The sequence below is a fragment of the Henriciella sp. AS95 genome, assembly GCF_038900055.1.
GTDB lineage: Bacteria > Pseudomonadota > Alphaproteobacteria > Caulobacterales > Hyphomonadaceae > Henriciella.
This window is the reverse complement of sequence record NZ_JBBMQM010000001.1, coordinates 1,522,097-1,541,714: the sequence shown is the minus strand read 5'-3', so window position 1 is coordinate 1,541,714 and position 19,618 is coordinate 1,522,097. Positions and strand designations below refer to the sequence as shown.

Annotated in this window: 23 protein-coding genes and 1 riboswitch; of the genes, 10 read left to right on the top strand and 13 right to left on the bottom strand. The window is 59.9% G+C overall.

Translation table 11 applies throughout. The features are described from left to right. The first annotated feature begins 95 nt into the window (after positions 1-95). From WNY37_RS07660 to WNY37_RS07640, 5 genes are all read left to right on the top strand, one after another. Positions 96-455: an AtpZ/AtpI family protein gene (locus WNY37_RS07660; RefSeq protein ID WP_342972873.1), complete on the top strand. Its 360-nt coding sequence runs from the start codon at positions 96-98 to the stop codon at positions 453-455. Between the two features lie 20 nt (positions 456-475). Next, the gene (locus tag WNY37_RS07655; RefSeq protein ID WP_342974881.1) at positions 476-1,234 is read left to right on the top strand and encodes a F0F1 ATP synthase subunit A; all 759 of its coding nucleotides are present in this window, start codon (positions 476-478) and stop codon (positions 1,232-1,234) included. Positions 1,235-1,342: 108 nt separating this feature from the next. Then, positions 1,343-1,579 carry a F0F1 ATP synthase subunit C gene (locus tag WNY37_RS07650; RefSeq protein ID WP_034737903.1) on the top strand — a complete coding sequence of 79 codons (237 nt, stop codon included), beginning with the start codon at positions 1,343-1,345 and terminating at the stop codon, positions 1,577-1,579. Between the two features lie 83 nt (positions 1,580-1,662). Beyond that, positions 1,663-2,193, top strand: a complete 531-nt coding sequence (locus WNY37_RS07645; RefSeq protein WP_342972872.1) for a hypothetical protein — start codon at positions 1,663-1,665, stop codon at positions 2,191-2,193. A 14-nt stretch (positions 2,194-2,207) separates the two neighbouring features. Next, entirely contained in the window at positions 2,208-2,813 is a 606-nt protein-coding gene (locus tag WNY37_RS07640; protein WP_342972871.1) for a hypothetical protein, read from the top strand. Positions 2,814-2,905: 92 nt separating this feature from the next. On the opposite strand, the gene WNY37_RS07635 is transcribed toward WNY37_RS07640, so the two are convergent. Beyond that, the gene (locus WNY37_RS07635; protein ID WP_342972870.1) at positions 2,906-3,190 is read right to left on the bottom strand and encodes a hypothetical protein; all 285 of its coding nucleotides are present in this window, start codon (positions 3,188-3,190) and stop codon (positions 2,906-2,908) included. 279 nt (positions 3,191-3,469) lie between these two features. On the opposite strand from WNY37_RS07635, the gene WNY37_RS07630 reads away from it, so the two are divergent. Then, positions 3,470-4,660, top strand: coding sequence for an acyltransferase (locus WNY37_RS07630; protein ID WP_342972869.1), 1,191 nt, complete (start codon positions 3,470-3,472; stop codon positions 4,658-4,660). Positions 4,661-4,666: 6 nt separating this feature from the next. Here the strand turns inward: WNY37_RS07630 and gcvPB are convergent, their stop codons facing one another. The 7 genes from gcvPB to WNY37_RS07595 all read right to left on the bottom strand — a co-directional run bounded on the left by gcvPB (position 4,667) and on the right by WNY37_RS07595 (position 12,579). Continuing rightward, positions 4,667-6,238: an aminomethyl-transferring glycine dehydrogenase subunit GcvPB gene (gcvPB, locus tag WNY37_RS07625; RefSeq protein WP_342972868.1), complete on the bottom strand. Its 1,572-nt coding sequence runs from the start codon at positions 6,236-6,238 to the stop codon at positions 4,667-4,669. Further along, the gene (locus WNY37_RS07620) at positions 6,235-6,546 is read right to left on the bottom strand and encodes a hypothetical protein (RefSeq protein WP_342972867.1); all 312 of its coding nucleotides are present in this window, start codon (positions 6,544-6,546) and stop codon (positions 6,235-6,237) included. Before WNY37_RS07620 ends, gcvPB begins: the two co-directional genes overlap by 4 nt. After that, positions 6,546-7,889 (bottom strand): aminomethyl-transferring glycine dehydrogenase subunit GcvPA, encoded by a 1,344-nt coding sequence (gcvPA, locus tag WNY37_RS07615; protein WP_342972866.1) that lies wholly within the window; start codon positions 7,887-7,889, stop codon positions 6,546-6,548. The genes WNY37_RS07620 and gcvPA overlap by 1 nt, the downstream gene beginning before the upstream one ends. Before the next feature lie 169 nt (positions 7,890-8,058). Further along, positions 8,059-8,454 (bottom strand): glycine cleavage system protein GcvH, encoded by a 396-nt coding sequence (gene gcvH / locus WNY37_RS07610; RefSeq protein ID WP_342972865.1) that lies wholly within the window; start codon positions 8,452-8,454, stop codon positions 8,059-8,061. 10 nt (positions 8,455-8,464) lie between these two features. Further along, a complete protein-coding gene (gene gcvT, locus WNY37_RS07605) occupies positions 8,465-9,619 on the bottom strand; it encodes a glycine cleavage system aminomethyltransferase GcvT (protein ID WP_342972864.1) in 1,155 nt (384 codons plus the stop codon). Positions 9,620-9,777: 158 nt separating this feature from the next. Beyond that, positions 9,778-9,869, bottom strand: a riboswitch (glycine riboswitch). An 86-nt stretch (positions 9,870-9,955) separates the two neighbouring features. Beyond that, the gene (locus tag WNY37_RS07600; RefSeq protein ID WP_342972863.1) at positions 9,956-11,158 is read right to left on the bottom strand and encodes a VWA domain-containing protein; all 1,203 of its coding nucleotides are present in this window, start codon (positions 11,156-11,158) and stop codon (positions 9,956-9,958) included. Positions 11,159-11,268: 110 nt separating this feature from the next. Then, positions 11,269-12,579: an acyl-CoA dehydrogenase family protein gene (locus tag WNY37_RS07595; protein WP_342972862.1), complete on the bottom strand. Its 1,311-nt coding sequence runs from the start codon at positions 12,577-12,579 to the stop codon at positions 11,269-11,271. 245 nt (positions 12,580-12,824) lie between these two features. Between WNY37_RS07595 and WNY37_RS07590 the strand changes: the two genes are divergently transcribed. Both WNY37_RS07590 and WNY37_RS07585 read left to right on the top strand, forming a co-directional pair. Then, positions 12,825-13,127 (top strand): hypothetical protein, encoded by a 303-nt coding sequence (locus tag WNY37_RS07590; protein ID WP_342972861.1) that lies wholly within the window; start codon positions 12,825-12,827, stop codon positions 13,125-13,127. A gap of 252 nt (positions 13,128-13,379) precedes the next feature. Continuing rightward, the gene (locus WNY37_RS07585; protein WP_342972860.1) at positions 13,380-14,825 is read left to right on the top strand and encodes a carboxylesterase family protein; all 1,446 of its coding nucleotides are present in this window, start codon (positions 13,380-13,382) and stop codon (positions 14,823-14,825) included. An 8-nt stretch (positions 14,826-14,833) separates the two neighbouring features. On the opposite strand, the gene WNY37_RS07580 is transcribed toward WNY37_RS07585, so the two are convergent. The 4 genes from WNY37_RS07580 to WNY37_RS07565 form a co-directional block, all read right to left on the bottom strand. Beyond that, positions 14,834-15,208 (bottom strand): hypothetical protein, encoded by a 375-nt coding sequence (locus WNY37_RS07580; RefSeq protein WP_342972859.1) that lies wholly within the window; start codon positions 15,206-15,208, stop codon positions 14,834-14,836. A 21-nt stretch (positions 15,209-15,229) separates the two neighbouring features. After that, positions 15,230-15,622, bottom strand: a complete 393-nt coding sequence (locus WNY37_RS07575) for a VOC family protein (protein WP_342972858.1) — start codon at positions 15,620-15,622, stop codon at positions 15,230-15,232. Between the two features lie 79 nt (positions 15,623-15,701). Further along, positions 15,702-16,127: a peptidoglycan-binding protein LysM gene (gene lysM / locus WNY37_RS07570; protein ID WP_342972857.1), complete on the bottom strand. Its 426-nt coding sequence runs from the start codon at positions 16,125-16,127 to the stop codon at positions 15,702-15,704. Between the two features lie 110 nt (positions 16,128-16,237). Continuing rightward, the gene (locus WNY37_RS07565) at positions 16,238-16,597 is read right to left on the bottom strand and encodes a DUF4112 domain-containing protein (RefSeq protein ID WP_342972856.1); all 360 of its coding nucleotides are present in this window, start codon (positions 16,595-16,597) and stop codon (positions 16,238-16,240) included. A gap of 158 nt (positions 16,598-16,755) precedes the next feature. On the opposite strand from WNY37_RS07565, the gene WNY37_RS07560 reads away from it, so the two are divergent. Both WNY37_RS07560 and WNY37_RS07555 read left to right on the top strand, forming a co-directional pair. Next, entirely contained in the window at positions 16,756-17,964 is a 1,209-nt protein-coding gene (locus tag WNY37_RS07560; RefSeq protein WP_342972855.1) for an acetyl-CoA C-acyltransferase, read from the top strand. Between the two features lie 111 nt (positions 17,965-18,075). After that, positions 18,076-18,732, top strand: coding sequence for a TlpA disulfide reductase family protein (locus WNY37_RS07555; protein ID WP_342972854.1), 657 nt, complete (start codon positions 18,076-18,078; stop codon positions 18,730-18,732). On the opposite strand, the gene WNY37_RS07550 is transcribed toward WNY37_RS07555, so the two are convergent. Next, a complete protein-coding gene (locus WNY37_RS07550) occupies positions 18,717-19,520 on the bottom strand; it encodes a sterol desaturase family protein (protein WP_342972853.1) in 804 nt (267 codons plus the stop codon). The genes WNY37_RS07555 and WNY37_RS07550 overlap by 16 nt on opposite strands. Positions 19,521-19,618: the final 98 nt, after the last annotated feature.

The window sequence follows — 19,618 nt, the reverse complement described above, 5'->3', positions numbered from 1 at the left end:
TTGTCGGCTTGACTTGGCAGCACCCCTCAAATAGCTTCCGGCGGAAATGACAGGGGTTCTCCCATGTCCGTTTTTTGCGATGACAGGCTTTATTCATGACCGGTCCTGACCGAAATGATCTGAGCGACAGAATCGCAAAAGCGAAAGCCGACCGCGCTTCGAAGGAAGCAAAGAAGGCGCATCGCGAGGCGGAGATGAGTGGATCTGTATCGGCCGGCGCCATGGCGCTTCGATACGGGGCCGAATTCGGGGCTTCGGTGTTTGTAGGGATATTGTTCGGTCTGCTGATCGACCACTTTTTCCACACCAAGCCATGGGGACTGCTGATCATGATGGGATTCGGCCTTGCAGCCGGGGTCCTCAATGTTATACGCGCCTATCGCCACATGACGGCTGAAGCGAATCTACAGGGAACGGACCAGAACTCAGGTCCGGAAGACGGGAAACAGGGCTGATGAACCTATCCTTCCACCAAATGGCTGACCCGATGCACCAGTTCGAGGTCAAGAAACTGTTCGACCTCCAGATTGGCGGGCTCGACCTCTCCTTCACGAACGCAGCCTTCTATATGCTGCTGGCTGTGGCGCTGATCATTATCTTCTTTGGTGTTGCCGCCAGCCGGGGCAAGCTCGTTCCGTCGCGCAGCCAGTCGATTGCAGAAGTCGGCTACGGTTTTGTCGCTGACATGGTCCGCGGCGCGGCCGGCGAGGAAGGCCTCAAATTCTTCCCGTTTGTGTTCACGCTGTTCTTCTTTGTGTTCTTCGCGAACATGATCGGCATGGTGCCTTACGCCTTTACCACGACGAGCCATCTCATCGTGACCGCAGCGCTCGCCCTGCTCGTGATTTCCATCGTGATTGTCTACGGCTTCTACAAGAACGGCTTCAAATTCCTGAAGCTCTTCGCGCCCGCCGGTGCGCCGTGGCCGATCTATATCCTGCTCATCCCGATCGAGATCATCTCTTTCTTCGCGCGCCCGGTGACACTGGCGCTGCGTCTGTTCGCCAATATGCTGGCCGGCCACATCATGCTGAAACTGTTTGCTGGCTTTGCTGTGCAGCTCTTCGGCGCCGCCTTTGCTGGCGCGATTGCGCTGAGCGCCGTCGGAATTCTCGCTTTCACCATGGGTGTTGCACTGAACGCACTGGAACTGCTGGTCGCTGGTCTTCAGGCCTACGTCTTCGCGATCCTGACCTGTGTTTATCTCAACGACGCGCTTCACCCAGCTCACTAATTCCGCCGGTGCGGCGTTTGAACGCCGTGCCTCAACCCTTGACGCGCCCGCACGAACAGGCTTCACGGGCACAAAATTAAATAACGGCTTTTCCAAAGGAGATCTGAAATGGAAGGCGATATCACCCTCGGCCTTAAATATGTTGGCGCAGGCCTCGCAACCCTCGGCATGATCGGTGCCGCTATCGGTGTGGGTAACATCTTCGGCTCGTTCCTCGACGCCGCGATGCGCAACCCATCGGCTGCTCCTCAGCAGACCGGTAACCTCTTCATCGGTATGGCCCTTTCCGAGGCGCTCGGCATTCTGTCGTTCCTCGTCGCCATCCTGATCCTCTTCGTCGTTTAACAGACGACTCTGCATTGCCGGCTGGCCCGAGTGTTTTCGGGCCAGCCCAATCTATTTGATCCTGCCCACCAAGGTTCCGGCTCATGATGTATTTGACAGTCGCTGCTGAAGCAGCCGGTGGAAGCGCAGCTTTCCCGCCATTCAATTCATGGCACTTCCCGTCCCAGCTTTTCTGGCTGACGGTCCTGTTCGGCGTGCTCTACATCGCACTTTCGCGTTTCATTTTGCCGAAACTCGGCGGCGTGATCGAGAAGCGTGGCGACACCATTGCCGACGCGCTGGACGAGGCGGCCCGGCTCGACGAAGAAGCCAAGGAAGCCAAGAAGGCGCAGGAACTTCACCTCGCTGAAGCGCGGGCCAAGGCTCGCGAAACGGCTGACAAGGCTCGCGCCAAGGTCGATGCCGAGATCGCCGCTGAAACCCAGAAGGTTGATGCTGAGCTGTCCGAGCGTCTCGCCGAGGCCGAGCAGCGCATTCAAAAGGTCCGCAGCGATGCGCTCTCAAATGTCGAAAGCATTGCCGCCGACACGACCCAGACCATTCTCGGCCGCTTCGGCGTCAGCGTAAGCCAGGCCGACGCCAAGGCTGCTGTCGCCCGGGCCGCAAAGAGCTGATGGAGACCAAGATCATGATGAAAGCGTCCATCACATCTGCCCTGTTCGCCGCGAGCGCGCCTTTCGCCTTCGCAGCGGAAACGGGCGAAGCGGGCCATGACGCGCATGAAGCGTCGGCGAGCTTCCTCAACCTGGTCGAGCCGTTTACGGACGCCACGACGCACGTCGCTTTCGCTGCGTTCGTTGTCTTCCTGGCGATTGCCGCTTTCATGGGGGCCTTCAAGGCGCTGACCAAAGCGCTGGACGGTCGTACTGAAGAAATCCAGAAGCAGCTCGATGAGTCCCGTGCGCTGCGCGAAGAAGCCGCTGCGATGCTTGCAGATGCTGAAAAGCGGCGCGCTGAAGCCGATGAAACCGCTGACGCGATGATCAAACAGGCAAAGGCAGATGCCAAGCTCATGGTTGAGCAGGCCCGCAAGGAGCTGGCTGACAAGGTCGCCCGCCGCGAAGCCCAGGCTGAGGCCCGCATTGCCCGCGCCGAGACTGAAGCAGCCGAAGACGTCCGCCGCGCCGCCGCCAACGCAGCAACGCAGGCCGCAAAGGACATCCTTTCCGGCTCTCCAAAACGCGGCGATCTCTTCGACGAAGCGCTGGGCGAGATCGACAAGGCGCTGAACTAGAAGACAGGTCGCCGACGGTCATTGATGAATAAGAAAAAGCCCTGACGATTTGGCGGGGCTTTTTTCTTGTCAGGGCAAATGACGAAACGCTGTTAGCGCGGGCGCTTATCGCGGCCGAAGACAGCGCGCATCAACCAGTTTGGCGCAAATCGCTCAACCCGCGGATTGCGTTCAAGCACGCCTTCCATCCAGCGCCGCCCCCAGATGGCGTTTCGTCCAAGCAGGACGACGCCGACAATGGCGATTGGCAGGCCGATGGGCAGGAAAGGCGTCACAAAAGCGATGGGAATAGCGATGACAATCAGGACCAGACCGAGCACAGCGAGAAACTGGCGCACCAGGGTCCGGAATCCGGTTCTTACGGTCTGTAACGGCACGCGCCGGGTCTCCCCTGTTTCGTTCTTTTGTTCTTCTGGATCCGGCTCAGCATTCTGCATTCAAGGCAATATGGGTATTTTGGATTGTCTGCCTAGATGACTTTTCAATTATGCTGAAATTCGGGCGGCATCCAACAGATTTCGAAGTCTTTTCAGACGTCCCGGCACGTGCCAAGACATCTGAGCGAGCCTTATATAGCGCATAGGACTTAAAGAAAGCTGAGCTGGCGATTTCGTGATGAAATTTGCCGCGCATGTGACCGCAGGGGACCAGCAGGTTTGAAACTGAATTCGATCCAGGCCCTGCGCGCCGTCGCCGCCATGCTCGTCATGATTTATCATGTTCGCGCAATCGAGATCGATGCCTTCCTGCGCCACGGCCTTGATGATCAGCCGCTGGTTTCCCTGCTGGTCGAAAACGGGTTTGCGGGCGTCGACTTGTTCTTCGTTATCTCCGGTTTCATCATGGTCTATGTGACCGGCCAGGTGAGAGCCTCACTGGCGACATCAGGGGCGTTTCTCTTTGCCCGCGCGGCGAGAATCTACCCGGTCTGGTGGCTGTTTGCGTTCATCATGACGGGATATTTTTTCCTCGCCTTTGGCGTGCCCTACGATGTCGAACGCACCATCGGTGGCAGCGCCTTGATGGCAGAGCAGCCATGGCTGCATCTGCTCTACTCTTATCTGCTTCTGCCACAGCACTCCGTCCCGGTTTTCGGGCTGGGCTGGACCCTCGTCCACGAGATGCACTTTTATGTCGTCTTTGCCGTTCTGATGCTGATGCCAAGGCGCTACCTGCCCTGGCTCCTGGGCGTGTGGGCTGCGGCTGTGACAGGCGGCTCGCTCGCTGGCTTCTCTGCGCCCTATGCCACGGACTATGCCCAGCTCTTCTTCCATCCGCTGTCGATTGAGTTCATCGCAGGCGCCTTTGTTGCCATGCTGGTGACAAGCGGACGCCGCTTCCGGCCGGGCGCAGTGCTCACTCTCGGCCTTGCTGCGATGTTCGCGAGTTTGCTTCTGCAGGGCGATGAGACCGGCTTTACGCTTGGCTGGGGACGCGTCCTCTGGTTCGGCATCCCGTGCGCGCTGATCGTCTATGGCTATAGCGCGCTCGAAGCCGAAGAGCGCGCTGGCGCGCCGAAATGGCTGGTTACTGTCGGCGACTGGTCCTACGCGCTCTATCTCAGTCACACATTCGTGCTGAGTTCGCTGCGTCGAGTTTTCGATGCACTTTCTGCTCGGCTCGACGGCTCTGCTTTTTCTGACTGGTTCAGGCTCGGTGCGCCCGGTGTGGCCGACAACATCCTGTTCTACCTGCTCGGCATAAGCCTCAGCATGGCGGCGGCCTGGCTGACCTTCCGCTTTTTCGAACGCCCGGCCATGAAGATTGCCGGGACGCTGCGCCGCTCGCTTTTCGCAGACACCAATGCGCAGCTGCGTCCCGGACCCATCCGAACCGCCGTCTGGTAGTTTAGCCTACTCCGCCGCGATCTGCTCAGGCGAAGGCGGCGTCCAGCGCAGCACCGGCTTGCGGGCGGCCTGTGTCTCGTCAAGCCGGCGCATGGGGGCGAGATAGGGCGCGCCCTTCATGCTTTCATCGCCCTCAGCCGCACGCCGGGCGACCGATTCCAGCGCATCGCAGAAGCGGTCGAGCTCTGCCTTGCTCTCGGTCTCAGTCGGCTCGATCAGCATCGCGCCATGCACGACCAGCGGGAAATACATGGTCATCGGGTGATAGCCCTCGTCGATCAGCGCCTTGGCGATATCGAGCGTCTCGATGCCCTCGGCGGTGAACGCGTCAGAGAACAGCGCCTCGTGCATGCAATAGCCGTCAAAGGCTGGCGTCATCGTGCCCTTCAAGCGTGCCTGGATGTAGTTGGCATTGAGAACGGCGTCTTCGGCGACCTGCTTCAGACCGTCAGCACCGTGGCTCAGCATATAGGTCAGGGCGCGGGTGAACATGCCCATTTGGCCATGGAAGGCGCAGAGGCGGCCGAACGCGTCCTCACCCTTCCCGTCAATCTCCTCGACAAGGCGGAAACCGTCCTCATCCTTCACGACGAAGGGAACCGGCGCATAGTCAGCCAGCGCGTCTGACAGCACCGTCGGGCCGGAGCCCGGGCCGCCGCCGCCATGCGGAGTGGAGAAGGTCTTGTGCAGATTGATGTGCATCGCATCGACGCCAAGATCACCGGGGCGTACGCGTCCGACAATGGCGTTGAAGTTCGCACCATCGCAATAGAAATAGCCGCCCGCCTCATGGATCAGGTCCGCGATCTCGCGGATGTCCGTTTCAAACAGGCCGCATGTATTCGGATTGGTCAGCATGATGCCGGCAATGTCCGAGCAGTCTTCCAGCTTCGCGCGCAGGTCGTCCATATCGACCCGGCCACGCTTATTGGCCTTGATCTCGTCGACCGTAAAACCGCACTGCACCGCCGTCGCCGGGTTGGTGCCATGCGCCGAGGCCGGAACCAGAACCCGCGTGCGCGTTTCGATCTCACCGCGCGCCATCAGGGCCCCGCGGATCGCCATCATGCCGCAGAACTCGCCATGAGCGCCGGCCTTGGGGCTCATCGCGACGGCAGGCATGCCGGTCAGCGTTTTCAGCCAGGTGGCGAGCTGGTCCATCATCTCCAGCGCGCCTTGCACCGTGGCCTGCGGCTGCAGCGGGTGAATGTCAGCAAAGCCCGGCATGCGCGCGACTTTCTCGTTCAGCCGTGGATTGTGCTTCATCGTGCATGAGCCGAGCGGGAAGAGACCAAGGTCGATCGCATAATTCTTCTGGCTGAGGCGCACATAATGGCGCACCGCTTCCGGCTCCGACAGGCCGGGCAGCTCGGTCGAGCGCTTGCGGGTCACGCCGCCAAGCCGGGACTTGGTGCCCTTGGGCGCGGGCAGATCGACGCCGGTGCGGCCGGCATCGCCGGTCTCGAAGATCAGGTCTTCGCGCTGCTGCAGCCCCCGAGAGCCGGAAACGGTGTGAATATCGGTCATGGTCGTGCCTTCAGAAGGTGTTGTCGGGCGGCCTTGGGTGTTCATGGTCATGTGCGTGGCTCCACGACGTGTGGGGAGTTGGGTCCGAATTCCTGGACGACGCGCTTGTTCATGGCGCCGAGGTGGATCTGGCCGAGGGCGATGATTTCCTTGCGCAAATCTTCATAGAGCTTCGTGAAGGACTCCGGGTCACGCCACAGCTCCGGATCGTCATAGATCTCGCGGAACTGTTCCTTGCGGCGCTTTGTCTTTGACGGGCTGCCGCCGATGCGCTCGAACACCTCTTCAAGGTATTCTTCATAGGCCCAGATGGCGCGCTTATGCTCCCAGGCGTCCTGATGTTCGGGGGCCGCGTTCATCACAGCACCTCCCGCAGCGCATCAGCGTACGCGGCGATGTCTTCCGGCGTGGTGCACTCGGTGGCCGCGCAGATGATGACGTCGCCCATGCCCTTGCCCGGCAACAGGCGAGACGCACGCACGCCGCCAATCACGCCGATCTCATCAAGCTCCGCAAGCAGGGCTTCGGCATCGACTGGCGTGCGGAACGCGAACTCATTGAAGAAACGCGGGGTGAGGATTTCGACGCCCGGTACTTCGGCCAGCGCATCGGCCAAATCACACGCCGCCTCGTGATTGAGGGTGGCCAGTTGCGTCAGCCCCTTGTCGCCGAGCAGGGTCATGTGCGCGCTGAAGGCCAGCGTGCAGAGGCCGGCATTGGTGCAGATGTTCGAGGTCGCCTTGTCGCGGCGGATATGCTGCTCGCGCGTCGAAAGGGTCAGCACGAAACCACGCTTGCCTTCGGCATCGACCGTCTCACCGCAGAGCCGGCCCGGCATCTGGCGCACCAGTTTCTGCGTGCAGGCGAACAGGCCGACATAAGGTCCGCCAAAATTCAGCGGATTACCGATGGATTGGCCTTCGCCGACGGCAATGTCAGCGCCCATTTCGCCGGGCGGCGTGACGAGGCCGAGCGAGACTGCTTCAGTGAAGACAGAAACGAGCAGCGCGCCGTCAGCATGGGCAGCTTCGGAGACCGGAGAAAGGTCCGTCACTGTGCCGAAAACGTTCGGGCTCTGGCCAATGACGCAGGCTGTTTCGCCTGTGACGGCATCTTTCAGCGCGAGTTCGTCGTCCACGGCCGGTGGCAGCTGGATGACTTTGATACCCTGCGCTTCGCAGACGGTGCGGGTCGCGGCGGCATAGTGTGGGTGAAGACCGCCCGACAGGACGACCTCTTTGCGACGTGTCACCCGGCAGGCCATCAGCGCCGCTTCAGCGCAGGCGGTCGAGCCGTCATACATGGAGGCGTTGGCGACATCCATGGCGGTGAGGGCCGCAACTTGGCTCTGGAATTCGAACAGGGTTTGCAGCGTGCCCTGCGCGATCTCGGGCTGGTAGGGCGTATAGGTCGTCAGGAATTCCGACCGCTGGATGATGTGGTCCACGCTGGCGGGCACATGGTGCTTGTAAGCGCCGCAGCCGACGAAAAAACGGCCTTCGGAGGCGGTGCGGTTCTTACCGGCCAGCGCCGCCATGTGGCGCTCGACTGCCAGCTCCCCCTGATGATCCGGCAGGCCTTCGACCTTGCCGCCAAGACGCGCGGCCTCCGGCACATCGGCATAGAAATCGTCAACCGATTTCGCCCCGATCGTCTGGAGCATGGCTTTGCGGTCTTCAGGGGTCAGCGGCAGGTATCTCATTGTGTCAGATCCGTTGAATTAGGCACTTTGCCTCCCCCGCTTGCGGGGGAGGTGGGCCGCGAAGCGGCTCGGAGGGGGGAGCGGCAAAGGTCAGCGCATGAGACTTCCCCCCTCCGCCCTTCGGGCACCTCCCCCGTGAACGGGGGAGGAAAGAGATCAAATGCGTCTCTCACGACTGCCCCTTGCAGAATTCGTAATAGGCGTCCTTGTCCATCAGGCCTTCGGTTTCAGCGCCGTTGGAAAATTTGATGACGCAGAACCAGCCTTCACTTTCGGCGTGCTCGTTCACGGTTTCGGGCGCATCGGCGAGCTTGCCATTCGCATCGATGATTTCGCCCGATAGCGGCGCATAGACATCGGAGGCCGCTTTCACGCTCTCGACGACGGCCATTTCGTCGCCCTTCTTGACGACTTTTCCGACTTCCGGGGTCTCGACAAAGACCACGTCGCCAAGCTGATCGGCCGCGTAACGTGTGATGCCGACCGTGGCGAGATCGCCGTGGACCGTCACCCACTCATGGTCTTCGGTGTAAAAAGTGATCTGCTGGGTAAAGCTCTGGGTCATGACGTATTCCTCAACGTTTGTAATTTGGTTTGACGAAGGGGAGCGCGGCGACTTCGCCAGCCCTCTCCTTGCCTCTGACTAACAACTGGACCGGGGTGCCGGGTTCCGTAAGATCGGCGCGGATGTAGCCCATCGCCACCGGCCCGTCGACGGACGGGCCGAAGCCGCCGGATGTGACCATGCCGACCTTTTCGCCGTTCAAGTGGATTTCGGTGCCCTCGCGAGCAGGCGCGCGCTCAAGCGGACGAATGCCGACGCGCTTTTCAGCCGGGCCATTGGCAATCTGGCCGAGGATTTTCTCAGCGCCGGGGAAATCTGCGCGCTCGCGCCGTGACTTCTGAATCAGCCATTTAAGGTCTGCTTCAATCGGCGTGCGGGTCGCATCCATGTCGTGGCCATAAAGGCAGAGCCCGGCTTCGAGACGAAGGCTGTCACGTGCGCCAAGTCCGATCGGTTTCACTCGCTCGTCGGCGAGCAGCGCGTCGACAATGCCAAGACCCGTCTCATTATCTGGCAGAAGCAGCTCAAACCCGTCTTCGCCCGTATATCCGCAGCGAGACACCATGTAGCGCTCGCCCTCCTTCTGTATGTACGCACAGCGCATGAAGGTGAGGTCCGCAGCTTCCGGGAAATGCGGCGTCAGAACCGCTTCAGCTTCCGGCCCCTGCAATGCGACGAGGATCCGGTCATCGGCGGTCTGAAGCTGGCAGGTATCGCCAAGCTTCTCGCGCATCAGCGCCCAGTCCTGCTGCTTCACCGCGCCATTCACGACGATGTAGAGCATGCCCTGCAAATTCTCGTCGGGCATACGGGTAATGATCAGATCGTCGAGAATGCCGCCGTCCTCATTGAGGAGAACAGTCAGACGGCCCTGGCCAGGCTTCAGCGTTGCGATGCTGCTTGGCACGAGCTTCTCGATTTCAGCCGAGATCTTCTCGTGGGCGCCCTCTTCGCCAAGTCCATCTTTCAGGAACAGAAAGCACGGCCCCATATGGGACACGTCGAACAGGCCGGCATGCGCCCGCGTCCACAGGTGCTCAGGCATCACGCCTTCGAACTGGACCGGCATTTCATAGCCCGCGAACGGCACCATCTTGCCGCCCAGCTTTTCATGCAGCGCATGAAGCGGTGTTGTCCTGAGATCGTCTGAGGTCTGGTCTGCCATGGCGCCCTTTGCAGTCAAACGGCCATGCGCCCTCGCCTTTCGAGGAAGATGGCCGCCCCCGCTGTCTCGGCGCCTGAGAGATTCCGCCCGCTTGCGGGCTTGCTCCTTCGGCGAGGCCGCCGGTGCGATCTGTTCGCACCCGCCTCTTTCCAGCGTGTGATCTCCCCCCGGTCCTTTTGCCTGAGCGTTTCCGGGGCGGTTGCGCCTTCGGCGGCGGACATGAAAGCCCGCTCTCTCCCGGGGAGGAGTGCTACTACGCTTTACCTATTTCGGATTCTGAGGCCCGGCAAGCCGGAGTCTTGCGCTTTGCTGCGAAGACCCGGCTGTGCCTGCGCTTTAGTCAGTCAGTGCGAGGTTGGCGAGCTGGCTTGCGATCGCGGCATACGCCTTCTTCAGCTCCTCGCCATCGCTCGCATCGAAGAAGCGCTCCGGGTCACCGGCACAATCCTGTAGCGTTTTCTTGGCTGAGAACGGCGCTTCGAAGGCGACGGCGTAGACGATGATATTCTCATCGCGCATCCGCTTGCAGAGCTTGCGAGCCTGCTGTGCGCTATTGCCCTGCCCCGCTTCGTAAGCGGTGTTGAACACCCCATCTGTCATAAGGATGACGGCCTTCTTGGAATTTTGCGCATCATAAGCGAGGGGCTTGGAGGCCGTCGGCCAGACCGTGTCCCATTCCGGAGAGATCAGATACCACGCCCATGCCACGCCGAGATGCCCGGCGGTGTTGCCGCTCGCTTTCAGCTTGTTGATTTCCGCCTTCAGCATGGCAGCGTTGGACGACAGGGGTTCCACCGAAGACTTCGGGCAGCTTTTCGCCTTGTTACCAAGCCACTTGTTCAATCCCGGGGCTTCGTCTTTCCACGCCCAGGCGCCTTTGCGCTCGGAGACGCAGTTTTTCTTTTTGGCGCCGGGCAGCGAAATATCGAGAACCTTGTCTGCATAGTCGCCTGCGTTCACCGACGTCGAATAGGTATTGAATGCGACGCGAACCCGGTCCCCGCTTGATGGCGTGATCAGCGTGTCGATTGCGTTATTAGTCGCCGTTTTGAGGTCAGCCAGCTTCGACCCATTCATGGAGCCGGATACATCCAGCATGAATGCGACATCCAGCTGGGTGATCGATGCGCGTGCTGTGGCGATGTCGGTCATGTCCATCTTGTCGATCTTCACGAGGTTCGCCATTGTCGTCGGCAAGCTGCAATCGGCGTCGACGGTTACGCGGCCTGACGTCCGGTTGATCGCCACATTCGGCGTCGAACAGGTCACATCCGTATGGCCAGCCGCAATGTTGGCCGCGAATGCCGCCCGCGCGGCTGTGATGATCTGAGCGTCTGTGGTCGATGCGTTCTCGAGCGCCTTTGCACCCGCCAGGGCGGCCGCATCAAGGGAAGACTGAAGACGCTTGTCTGCCGACATGCCGCGCTGAACGTCAATTGCAACGCCAACGACCATCAGAATGACGACACCCACAAGGGCGAACAGCATGGCGGCGACGCCGCGTTCATCCGACTTGAAGCCAGAAAGCCTGTTAAACATGTCACCCACCTCATTTCGAAAACGGCACACCCCGGCCGATTTCGCGAAAGACGAGCAACTATCGTGCCAATTTCCCCTCTCTGGGGAATAGGCACATCCTCATACGCGACCTACCGCACCGCAAAATCGAACGGCTCGTTGCGGTTCTTGCCCTTGTTGGGGCCCATGAAGCCGAACAGGTGGCCGGCGACCTTGCGCATCTGGATCTCCTCGGAGCCTTCGGTGATCCGGTAGCGGCGGTGGTGGCGGTAGATATGCTCGAACGGCTTGTGGCGCGAATAGCCCATGCCGCCATGCACCTGCATCGCCCGGTCGGCCGCGTCGCAACAGAGCCGGTTGGCATAATAGTTACACATCGAGACCTTGTCGGAGAGATAGATCGCGACGTCCGGCTTCGACATCTGGTCCATCTCCCAAGCCGTCTTGAAGATCAGCAGGCGCAGCATTTCGGCCTGCGTCGACAGCTCGACCAGCGGGAACTGGATCGCCTGATTATGGGACAGCGCCTTCCCGAAAGGCTTTCGCTCATTGGCATAGTTGATCGCCTCGGTAATGCAGTACATCGCAGCCCCGCAGGAGCTGGCCGCCTGGCGGATACGGTTCTCATGCACGAAGTGCTGGGCGAGTGCGAGGCCACCTTCGGGCGGGCCGAAGAGCGCGCTTTCGGGCACCCAGACATCATTGATAGTGAGGCGCGGATGGTCTGTGGGCATGTTGAATGTCCACATATATTCCTCGATCTTGATGCCTGGATCGTCGGCTGGGACGAGCAGGCAGGAGATGCCTTTCGCGTCGCCGTCCTCGCCGGAGGTCCGGCAGAAGCACATCATGTGGCTGGCATGATGCATGCCCGTGATCCACATCTTCTCGCCATTGATCAGCCAGCCATCCTCGCCATCGCGCTTCTGACGCACGGCGCGGGTCTCCATATGCGTCGCGTCGGACCCGTGATGCGGCTCGGTCAGGCCGAAGGTCGCGCGGAACGTTCCATCAAGTGCGTCCTGGATGAGGTGTTTCTGTTCGGGCCGGGCAAAGTCCCGCAGCATCAGGATTTGCGGCATGTTGCCGACAATCGAGTGCTCGTTCTGCAAATCATTGTGCAGGCCAAGCCCCTTTCGCGCGAAATGCTCGCGGATGATCGCCATGCCGAGATTGGTGCCATCCTGACCGCCAAACTCCTTCGGCAGAGCATAGCGAAGATGGCCAGCTTCATCGGCGAGCTTTTTCGCCTCGCGAAGCAGATCTTCCCATTCCTGGCGCGGCAGACCGCCATTCTCGAAATCGGTACGGGCCCATTCGCGCCGGTGGTCGAAGAACCGGATATTATCGTCCTTCTGCTCCAACGGCTTGATTGTCTCGTCGATAAAATTGTCGAGAACGACGAGATAGTCGGCGATGTCCTGAGGAATATTGAAATCCATAATGGGGCTCCCTGATCCGGCTTTGCGCCTTTTCAAGGGAGGATAACGACCCGCAGGGCCGCTTCAATCTGCGCCGTTGCGTCAATCAGGAAGAATACTGTACGCCGCGATGTGTGGTGGCTGCTTGGCTTCCCGCCTTATCTGAAATTTTCTTACGCCTGAACGATTGACAAATTATTCAGCGCTCATATCCTCTAATTGTGATCACACACGATAAATAAGATAACCAAAAAGGTTTCCTCCCAATGATCCGCACTGCATCCCTTGCCGCTGCTGTCGCAGCCTTTGCCCTGCCTGCCCTGGCCGGCACCAGCTTCACCGCAACCCTGACCCAGCCCGTCGAGAAAGCGGACCATGTCGTCGCCGCGAAAGCGGTTTGGGACTGCAACGATGACAAGTGCATTGCCGAACTCAATCGTCGCACGGTGACCGTGCGCACCTGTAAGAAGGTCGCCTCGGAAGTTGGCGAGCTTGCATCTTTCAGCAACGACAAGGAAAGCCTCTCCGAAGCCGACCTCGCCAAATGCAATGAAGCTGCAAAACGCTAAATAAGCTTCCGTCTCACTCTCTGAATACTTTAGCCGTCCTTCACTCGAAGGGCGGCTTTTTTCGATGGGTGAACAGCGATCGATCGACCGGTTCTGCTGAGAAGCCGCCTGTTCTGGTCAACGACATCCTGGCCCTTTCTTTCAGCAAATCTTCCGCGAACCAGCGAATTGACAAAAGCACCAATTAGGACCGAAGATAGTGAACTATCACAACAAGCGCCGAAGCCCAGAATTTCGGCCGGGAGGTCTTTCATGAAATTCACTACTCTTGCATCCTGCGCCGCGCTGATGGCGCTCGCCCTGCCTGCCATGGCCGCGCACCATGACGACAGCGACCACGATGCCGACACGCATACCCCGCAAGTCGGCTACACACCGGACAATCTCATCGACACAGCTGTGGTCGAGACGCCAAAGGGCCGTCTGATTGGCGAGGATATGGGCGATGTTCACGTCTTCCGCGGCGTGCCTTACGCCAAAGCCCCTGTGGGCGACCTGCGCTGGAAAGCCCCTCAGCCGGTCGACGCCTGGGATGGCGACCGCACGGTCATTGAAGTCCAGGCCCCTTGCGTTCAGCCAATGGTGGCCGACCCGAGCGAGCCGAATGGCGGCGGCGTTGTCGGCGTGAAGTCCGAAGATTGCCTCTATGCGCAAGTCACCGTGCCAGAAGGCGCAGAGAAAGCACCAGTCATGTTGTGGATGCATGGCGGCGCGGGCTTCCTCGGTGCCGGTCATCTCGGCTCCTATGATGGCACGGCGAACGCCAAGAATGGCGTGATCACGGTCTCTATCAATTACCGCCTCGGGCCGATGGGCTATTTCGCCCACCCTGCCCTGACCGCCGAAGGCGGACCGACTGGCAGCTTCGCCCTGATGGACGCCGTTGGCGCGCTGGAATGGATTCAGGAGAACATCGCCTCGTTTGGCGGCGATCCTGACAATGTCACCATTGCTGGTCAGTCTGCTGGTGGTGTCATGGTCATAAACCTTCTCTCGACCCCGTCGGCCGAAGGACTGTTTGACCGCGCCATCATCCAGTCTGGCGCTTTCGTCTCGCCGGGCCGTTCGCTCGAGGATGGCGAAGCCCTCGGCCAGAAAGGCGCGATGACGCTTGGCCTTCCCGCAGATGCGACGGCAGAGCAGCTCCGCAATATCACCGCACAAACCTATACCTACAATCCGTCGCTGCGCGCAGGCGTCTCCGGCGTAATCGACGGCCAGTTCCAGACGATCTCCGCCAAGGAAGCTTTCGAAGCTGGCGAGGAAATCGACGTGCCCGTCCTCATCGGCTCCAATGCTGGCGAGCGAGGGTTCTCCAGTGCCACGAAGGTCGCTGCGATGACAGGGGACGAAGGCGCCCCGGCATTCCTCTATAATTTCCAGATGATGCCAGACTTCCGGAAAGAGAAATGGGTCAACGGCCCCATCCATTCCGCCGAACTGATGTACACTTTCGACTCACTTGAAACCTCCAGCTGGGGCGCAGGCAAGACGGATGAAAGCGATGAGGCCTATGCCGATCTCGTCAATTCCTGTTGGACGGCCTTCATGAAGATGGATGTGTCATCAAAAACAATCAGCTGCGCAGACGGGTTTGAATGGCCGGCCTACAATGAGGCCGATCAGGCCGTTGCGGTGTTCGCAGACGAGATAACAGTCGGAGACGCGTCCGAAATTCCGGATGGCCCGTCCGGCTAGGGCGCGCTTCAACTCCAACGGAACCACACGACCCATACGCTCAGCAAGACCGCCCCCGCGCCCATGAGACGAACAAACCGCATGGCAAACGGGACGGCCCAGACAGCGTATAGCCGATGCAACCGGTAGGCGACGGCCATGATGATGGCACTGGCGAGCAGAAAACCGCCAACCCATACACTCATGGTCGGCGCCGCCGTGTCGGGCCCCGCTAAAATGAAAGCCAGACCGACAAGCGCCCGCAATCCGGCCTCAATGAAATTGAGCCTTGGTGATGATGCAAAATGTGAGAAGAACACTCGTGCCTTTTCAGGGCGCGCAAGTGCAGCAATGCCAAGCCCCAGAAGATAGAGCGCGAAGAGAGTGAGGATGGCTGTCCCCAAGCCGCTAGCCAGGCCAGACACCTAGCTTTTCGGCTCAATCGGCTGCCACAGCTCGACCTTGCGGCCATCCGGGTCCATGACCCAGGCGAACCTGCCATAGTCATGGTCTTCAGGCGGCTGGGTCATGTCCACGCCGGCCGCTTTGATGCGCGCGACAACGGCGTCCAGATCATCGACCATGAGATTGAACATCATCGATTGGTCAGATGGCTTGAAGTAATCGCTATCAGCCTTGAAAGGCGCGAATATGGTCATGGCCCCCTTGGGAAACTGGCGCCCGGATTTTTCGTGCGAGAATGCAAATCCGCCATACTCGCTTTCCTCCAGACCGAGCACATCCTTGTACCAGGCCTTGGTTGCGTCCGGGTCTTCGCAAAGGAAGAAGACCCCGCCAATTCCGATTATATTAGACATGCAATCTCCCCATCCCTGAGATCAAGCAGGCGTCAGTTCCCTGCCATTTGGTTCACCCAAACGCTGGCGCGGCAGGCGTCTAGGCCTTGGCGCTCGAGCCGGGTATGCGGAGCATCTGCCCCGGATAAATCAGGTCCGGATCCTTCAGCATGGGCTTGTTCGCCTCAAATATCTCCTGATAGCGATTGGCGTTTCCATAATGCGCCTTGGCGATTTTCGACAGCGTGTCGCCGGACTGGACCTCGTAGAACACCGTGCTTGCGACATCGATGTCTTCCTCGACTTCGCTTACGCCGACCACATTCCCGGAGGCCAGGATGATCTTTTCTTTCACTTCCTGGCTGGGCGCTGTTCCGGTGATCGTGACCTTCTCGCCATTGACCTTGATATCGACGTCATCCCCGAGGCCAAGATCCTTGACCTCTTTCTTGATAGCGACCGCCGGGTCTGATTTCTGGTCGAGCAGTTCCTTGCCCTTTTCGAGGGCGAATTTGAGCGCATTCATGTGGATTTCCTTCTTGAGCGAATTCCCTGGGGGTAGACCCTAACGCGCTCTGCGCGAAGACAAAGCGAAAAACGATCTGATCTGTTCAATTGGCTAGGGCGGCGTCGAAGTCAGCTCGCCTTTTTCTCGGCTTCGGCGTGCTTGTCGAGATGGCGCTGAAGGAGCCGCGCATTCTTCATGTTGGACCGGAAGGCGAAGTCGAAAATGTCGCCCAGTAAGGGGACCGAGCCCAGCACGGTATCGGTCAGCAGGTTCATGATCATCCTGGAGATCAGAAAATGCGATGCACCTTCCTGGCGGGCGCGGTAGATGATCCAGGCACCCATGCTGCCTGTGATGGCGTCACCGACGCCGGGCACAAGACCAATGATCGAGTCCAGTCCGTACTTGATGCCGGTCCCGGGAATGGTGAACCTGGCGTCCAGCAGCCGGGCCAGCCGGTCGATATCGCCCCTCTTTCCTGTTGGCATGTATGGTTACCCTTTTCTGATCAACCAACGGTGGACGGCGGCCCCCGGTTCCGACCCGTCATGGTTGCGCAAAACGCCGCACGAATAGGGCTGGTGTATTGAACTCTCGCCAGCTAGGTTGCGCCGCAACAAGACAAGCACACTCGGAGGAGAGAAACATGAAAGACGCTGTCATCCTGTCCACGGCCCGGACGGGTCTTGCAAAAGCAAATCGCGGCTCACTGAACGACACGCACGGCATCACCATGGCTGGCCATGTGATCAAGGGCGCTATCGAGCGCGCTGGCATCGAAGCCGGCGAAGTCGAAGATGTCTATCTCGGCGCGGCCCAACCTGAAGGCGCAACCGGTCACAACGTGGCCCGCAATGCGGCGCTTTGGGCTGGCTGCCCATCCTCGACCTCGGGCGCGACGATCAACCGTTTCTGCTCGTCGGGCCTGCAAGCCATCGCAAACGCTGCCTGGACCATCCAGAACGAAGGTGCACCGGTTGCTGTTGGCGGCGGTGTGGAGTCCCTGTCGCTCGTCTCGCGCTCCGGCCACATGAACACGTATCGCTACACCGAAGACCAGCTGATGAAGGAATGGCCGGCGATCTGGATGACCATGATCGAGACCGCCGAAATCGTCGCCGATCGTTACAATGTGTCCCGCGAAGCCCAGGACATGTATTCCGCCGAGAGCCAGAAGCGCACCGCCGCCTTCCAGGAATCCGGCAAGATGGCTGAAGAGATCGTCCCGCTGAAAACCCGTATGAAACTGGTCAACCGGGAAACCGGTGAAGAGACCTATCAGGACGTTGTCTGCGATCGTGACGAATGTAACCGCCCCGGCACCACCTTCGAGACGCTCCAGGGCCTGAAGCCGGTCTTCTCCGGTGGTCAGCAAGTCAAAGAAGGCAAGTACGTCACCGCCGGTAACGCTTCGCAACTGTCCGATGGCGCTGCCGCACTGGTTCTCATGGAAGGCAAGGAAGCCGAGAAGCGTGGCCTTGAGCCCCTCGGCCGTTTCGCTGGCTTCAACGTCGCCGGTTGCGACCCGGACGAGATGGGCATCGGCCCTGTCTTCGCCGTCCCTCGCCTGCTTGAGCGTCATGGCCTGACGGTTGACGACATCGACCTCTGGGAACTCAACGAAGCCTTCGCATCGCAGTGCCTCTACTCACGCGACCGCCTCGGCATCGACCCTGAAAAATACAACGTCAATGGCGGCTCGATCTCCATCGGCCACCCATTTGGCATGACCGGCGCGCGTTGCACCGGCTCCCTGCTGATGGAAGGCAAACGCCGCGGCGCGAAATGGGGCGTTGTCACCATGTGTATTGGCGGCGGCATGGGCGCAGCCGGTTTGTTCGAAATCTACAGCTAAGCGCTCAGCATTTAGCCAGATATCCAATCAAGCCCCGATCCTTGTGGTCGGGGCTTTTTTTATGGGTGAACCCCCTTAAGTCTGATGGCGCAAAAGAGAAAGTTATCTGCCATGCTTCGTACCCTGCTTGCCGCCTCCGCATTGTCACTGATTGCCGCGTGCGGAGATGGAGGCGGCGCCGACGACGCGACGGGCTTCATTCTTCCGGGCGCCGACGTCCCGGCCTCTGCAGAAACGAAAGCGGGCGACGTGCCCCGCGACGATTATGGCCGCCCTTTCACCTATGCCTATCTCGGCGAAGGACTTCCGGAGTTTTCCGGCGAAATGGTCTCAGGCGAGACCTTCACGTCAGACCAGCTTCAGGGCCAGTGGACGGTCATTGATGTTTGGGGCCTGTGGTGCGGCGACTGTATGGCAGACGCGCCCTATGTCGCGGCTCTGGCCAGCGCCATCGCGCAAGATCCCGATCTGCGCTTCATGTCGATCCACACACCGCCCAACGCCAATCGGATCGACGATGCCTATGGCAAGTATGACAGCGTTCAGGCCTATTTTGACGACAAGGGCTATTCCTACCCGACCCTGCTCGATGCTGACGCCTCGATCCGCGAAACGCTCGATATCGCCTGGACCCCCAGCTATCTCCTCGTTGCGCCGGACGGCTCGGTTCAGGGCTTCCGTTCAGAGCTGTCAGCGGTCGATGGCGAACCCGTCAAAGACTTCCTGCGCGATATTGCCGAAGTGAAGAAGGCCTACGCGTCGGAATGACCGGGCCTCTCAAGCGGCTGGCGGATCAGAGCGAGCGGTGACTGATCCGCTGCAGTGCGCCAGTCTTTCTGGCCGATGATCATGGCGTCATGGCCAGCGTCGGGCTGGGCTTTGTAGACGCCGAACATCCTGTCCCAGATCGACAGGCAAAAGCCGAAATTCGTATTGGCTTCGGCCCGCTCAACCGAATGGTGCACGCGGTGCATGTCCGGCGTGACGACCAGCTTTCGAAGGAGGGCATCCACCGGCTTCGGCAGCGCCCAGTTTGCGTGGTTGAACTGGGCAAAGGCATTGAGCGCGACCTCAAAGGTGAAAGCCGCCCATGCCGGAAGACCAAAAGCAACCACAATCGCGGCTTTCCAGGCCAGCGAGACCAATATTTCGGCCGGATGAAACCGCAGGGCCGTCATAACATCGATGTGAGGATCGGCATGGTGGACGCGGTGCATCCGCCACAGCACCGGCACATGATGCATCAGGACGTGCTGCGCCCACACGGCGAGATCGAGCAGAAGCAGGGATGCTAGCCCAACCAGCCAGATCGGCAGGTCAATCAGATTGAAGAGCCCGAACCCCTGGCTGGAGGCCCAGATGGCGAGGCCCGCCAGACCGACTGGAACGACGAGGCGCGCAGCAACAGCGCCGATGACGAACAGGCCAAAGGCGCCCGGCCAGCGCTCGGTCCGCGCAAGCGGCGAAGGGCGTTTCGGCATCGCTGCTTCAAGAAGCACCAGTGTCACGAAGACGACAAAAAATATGCCTATGCGAACGATCAGTTCACTTGGCATTCAACGCTCCCTCTCGAACCGGCCTCATCACTTGGCGCGCAATTGACCGGATTGGAACCAAACTGCGTATGCATCGTCTTCTGAACACAATTTCACCT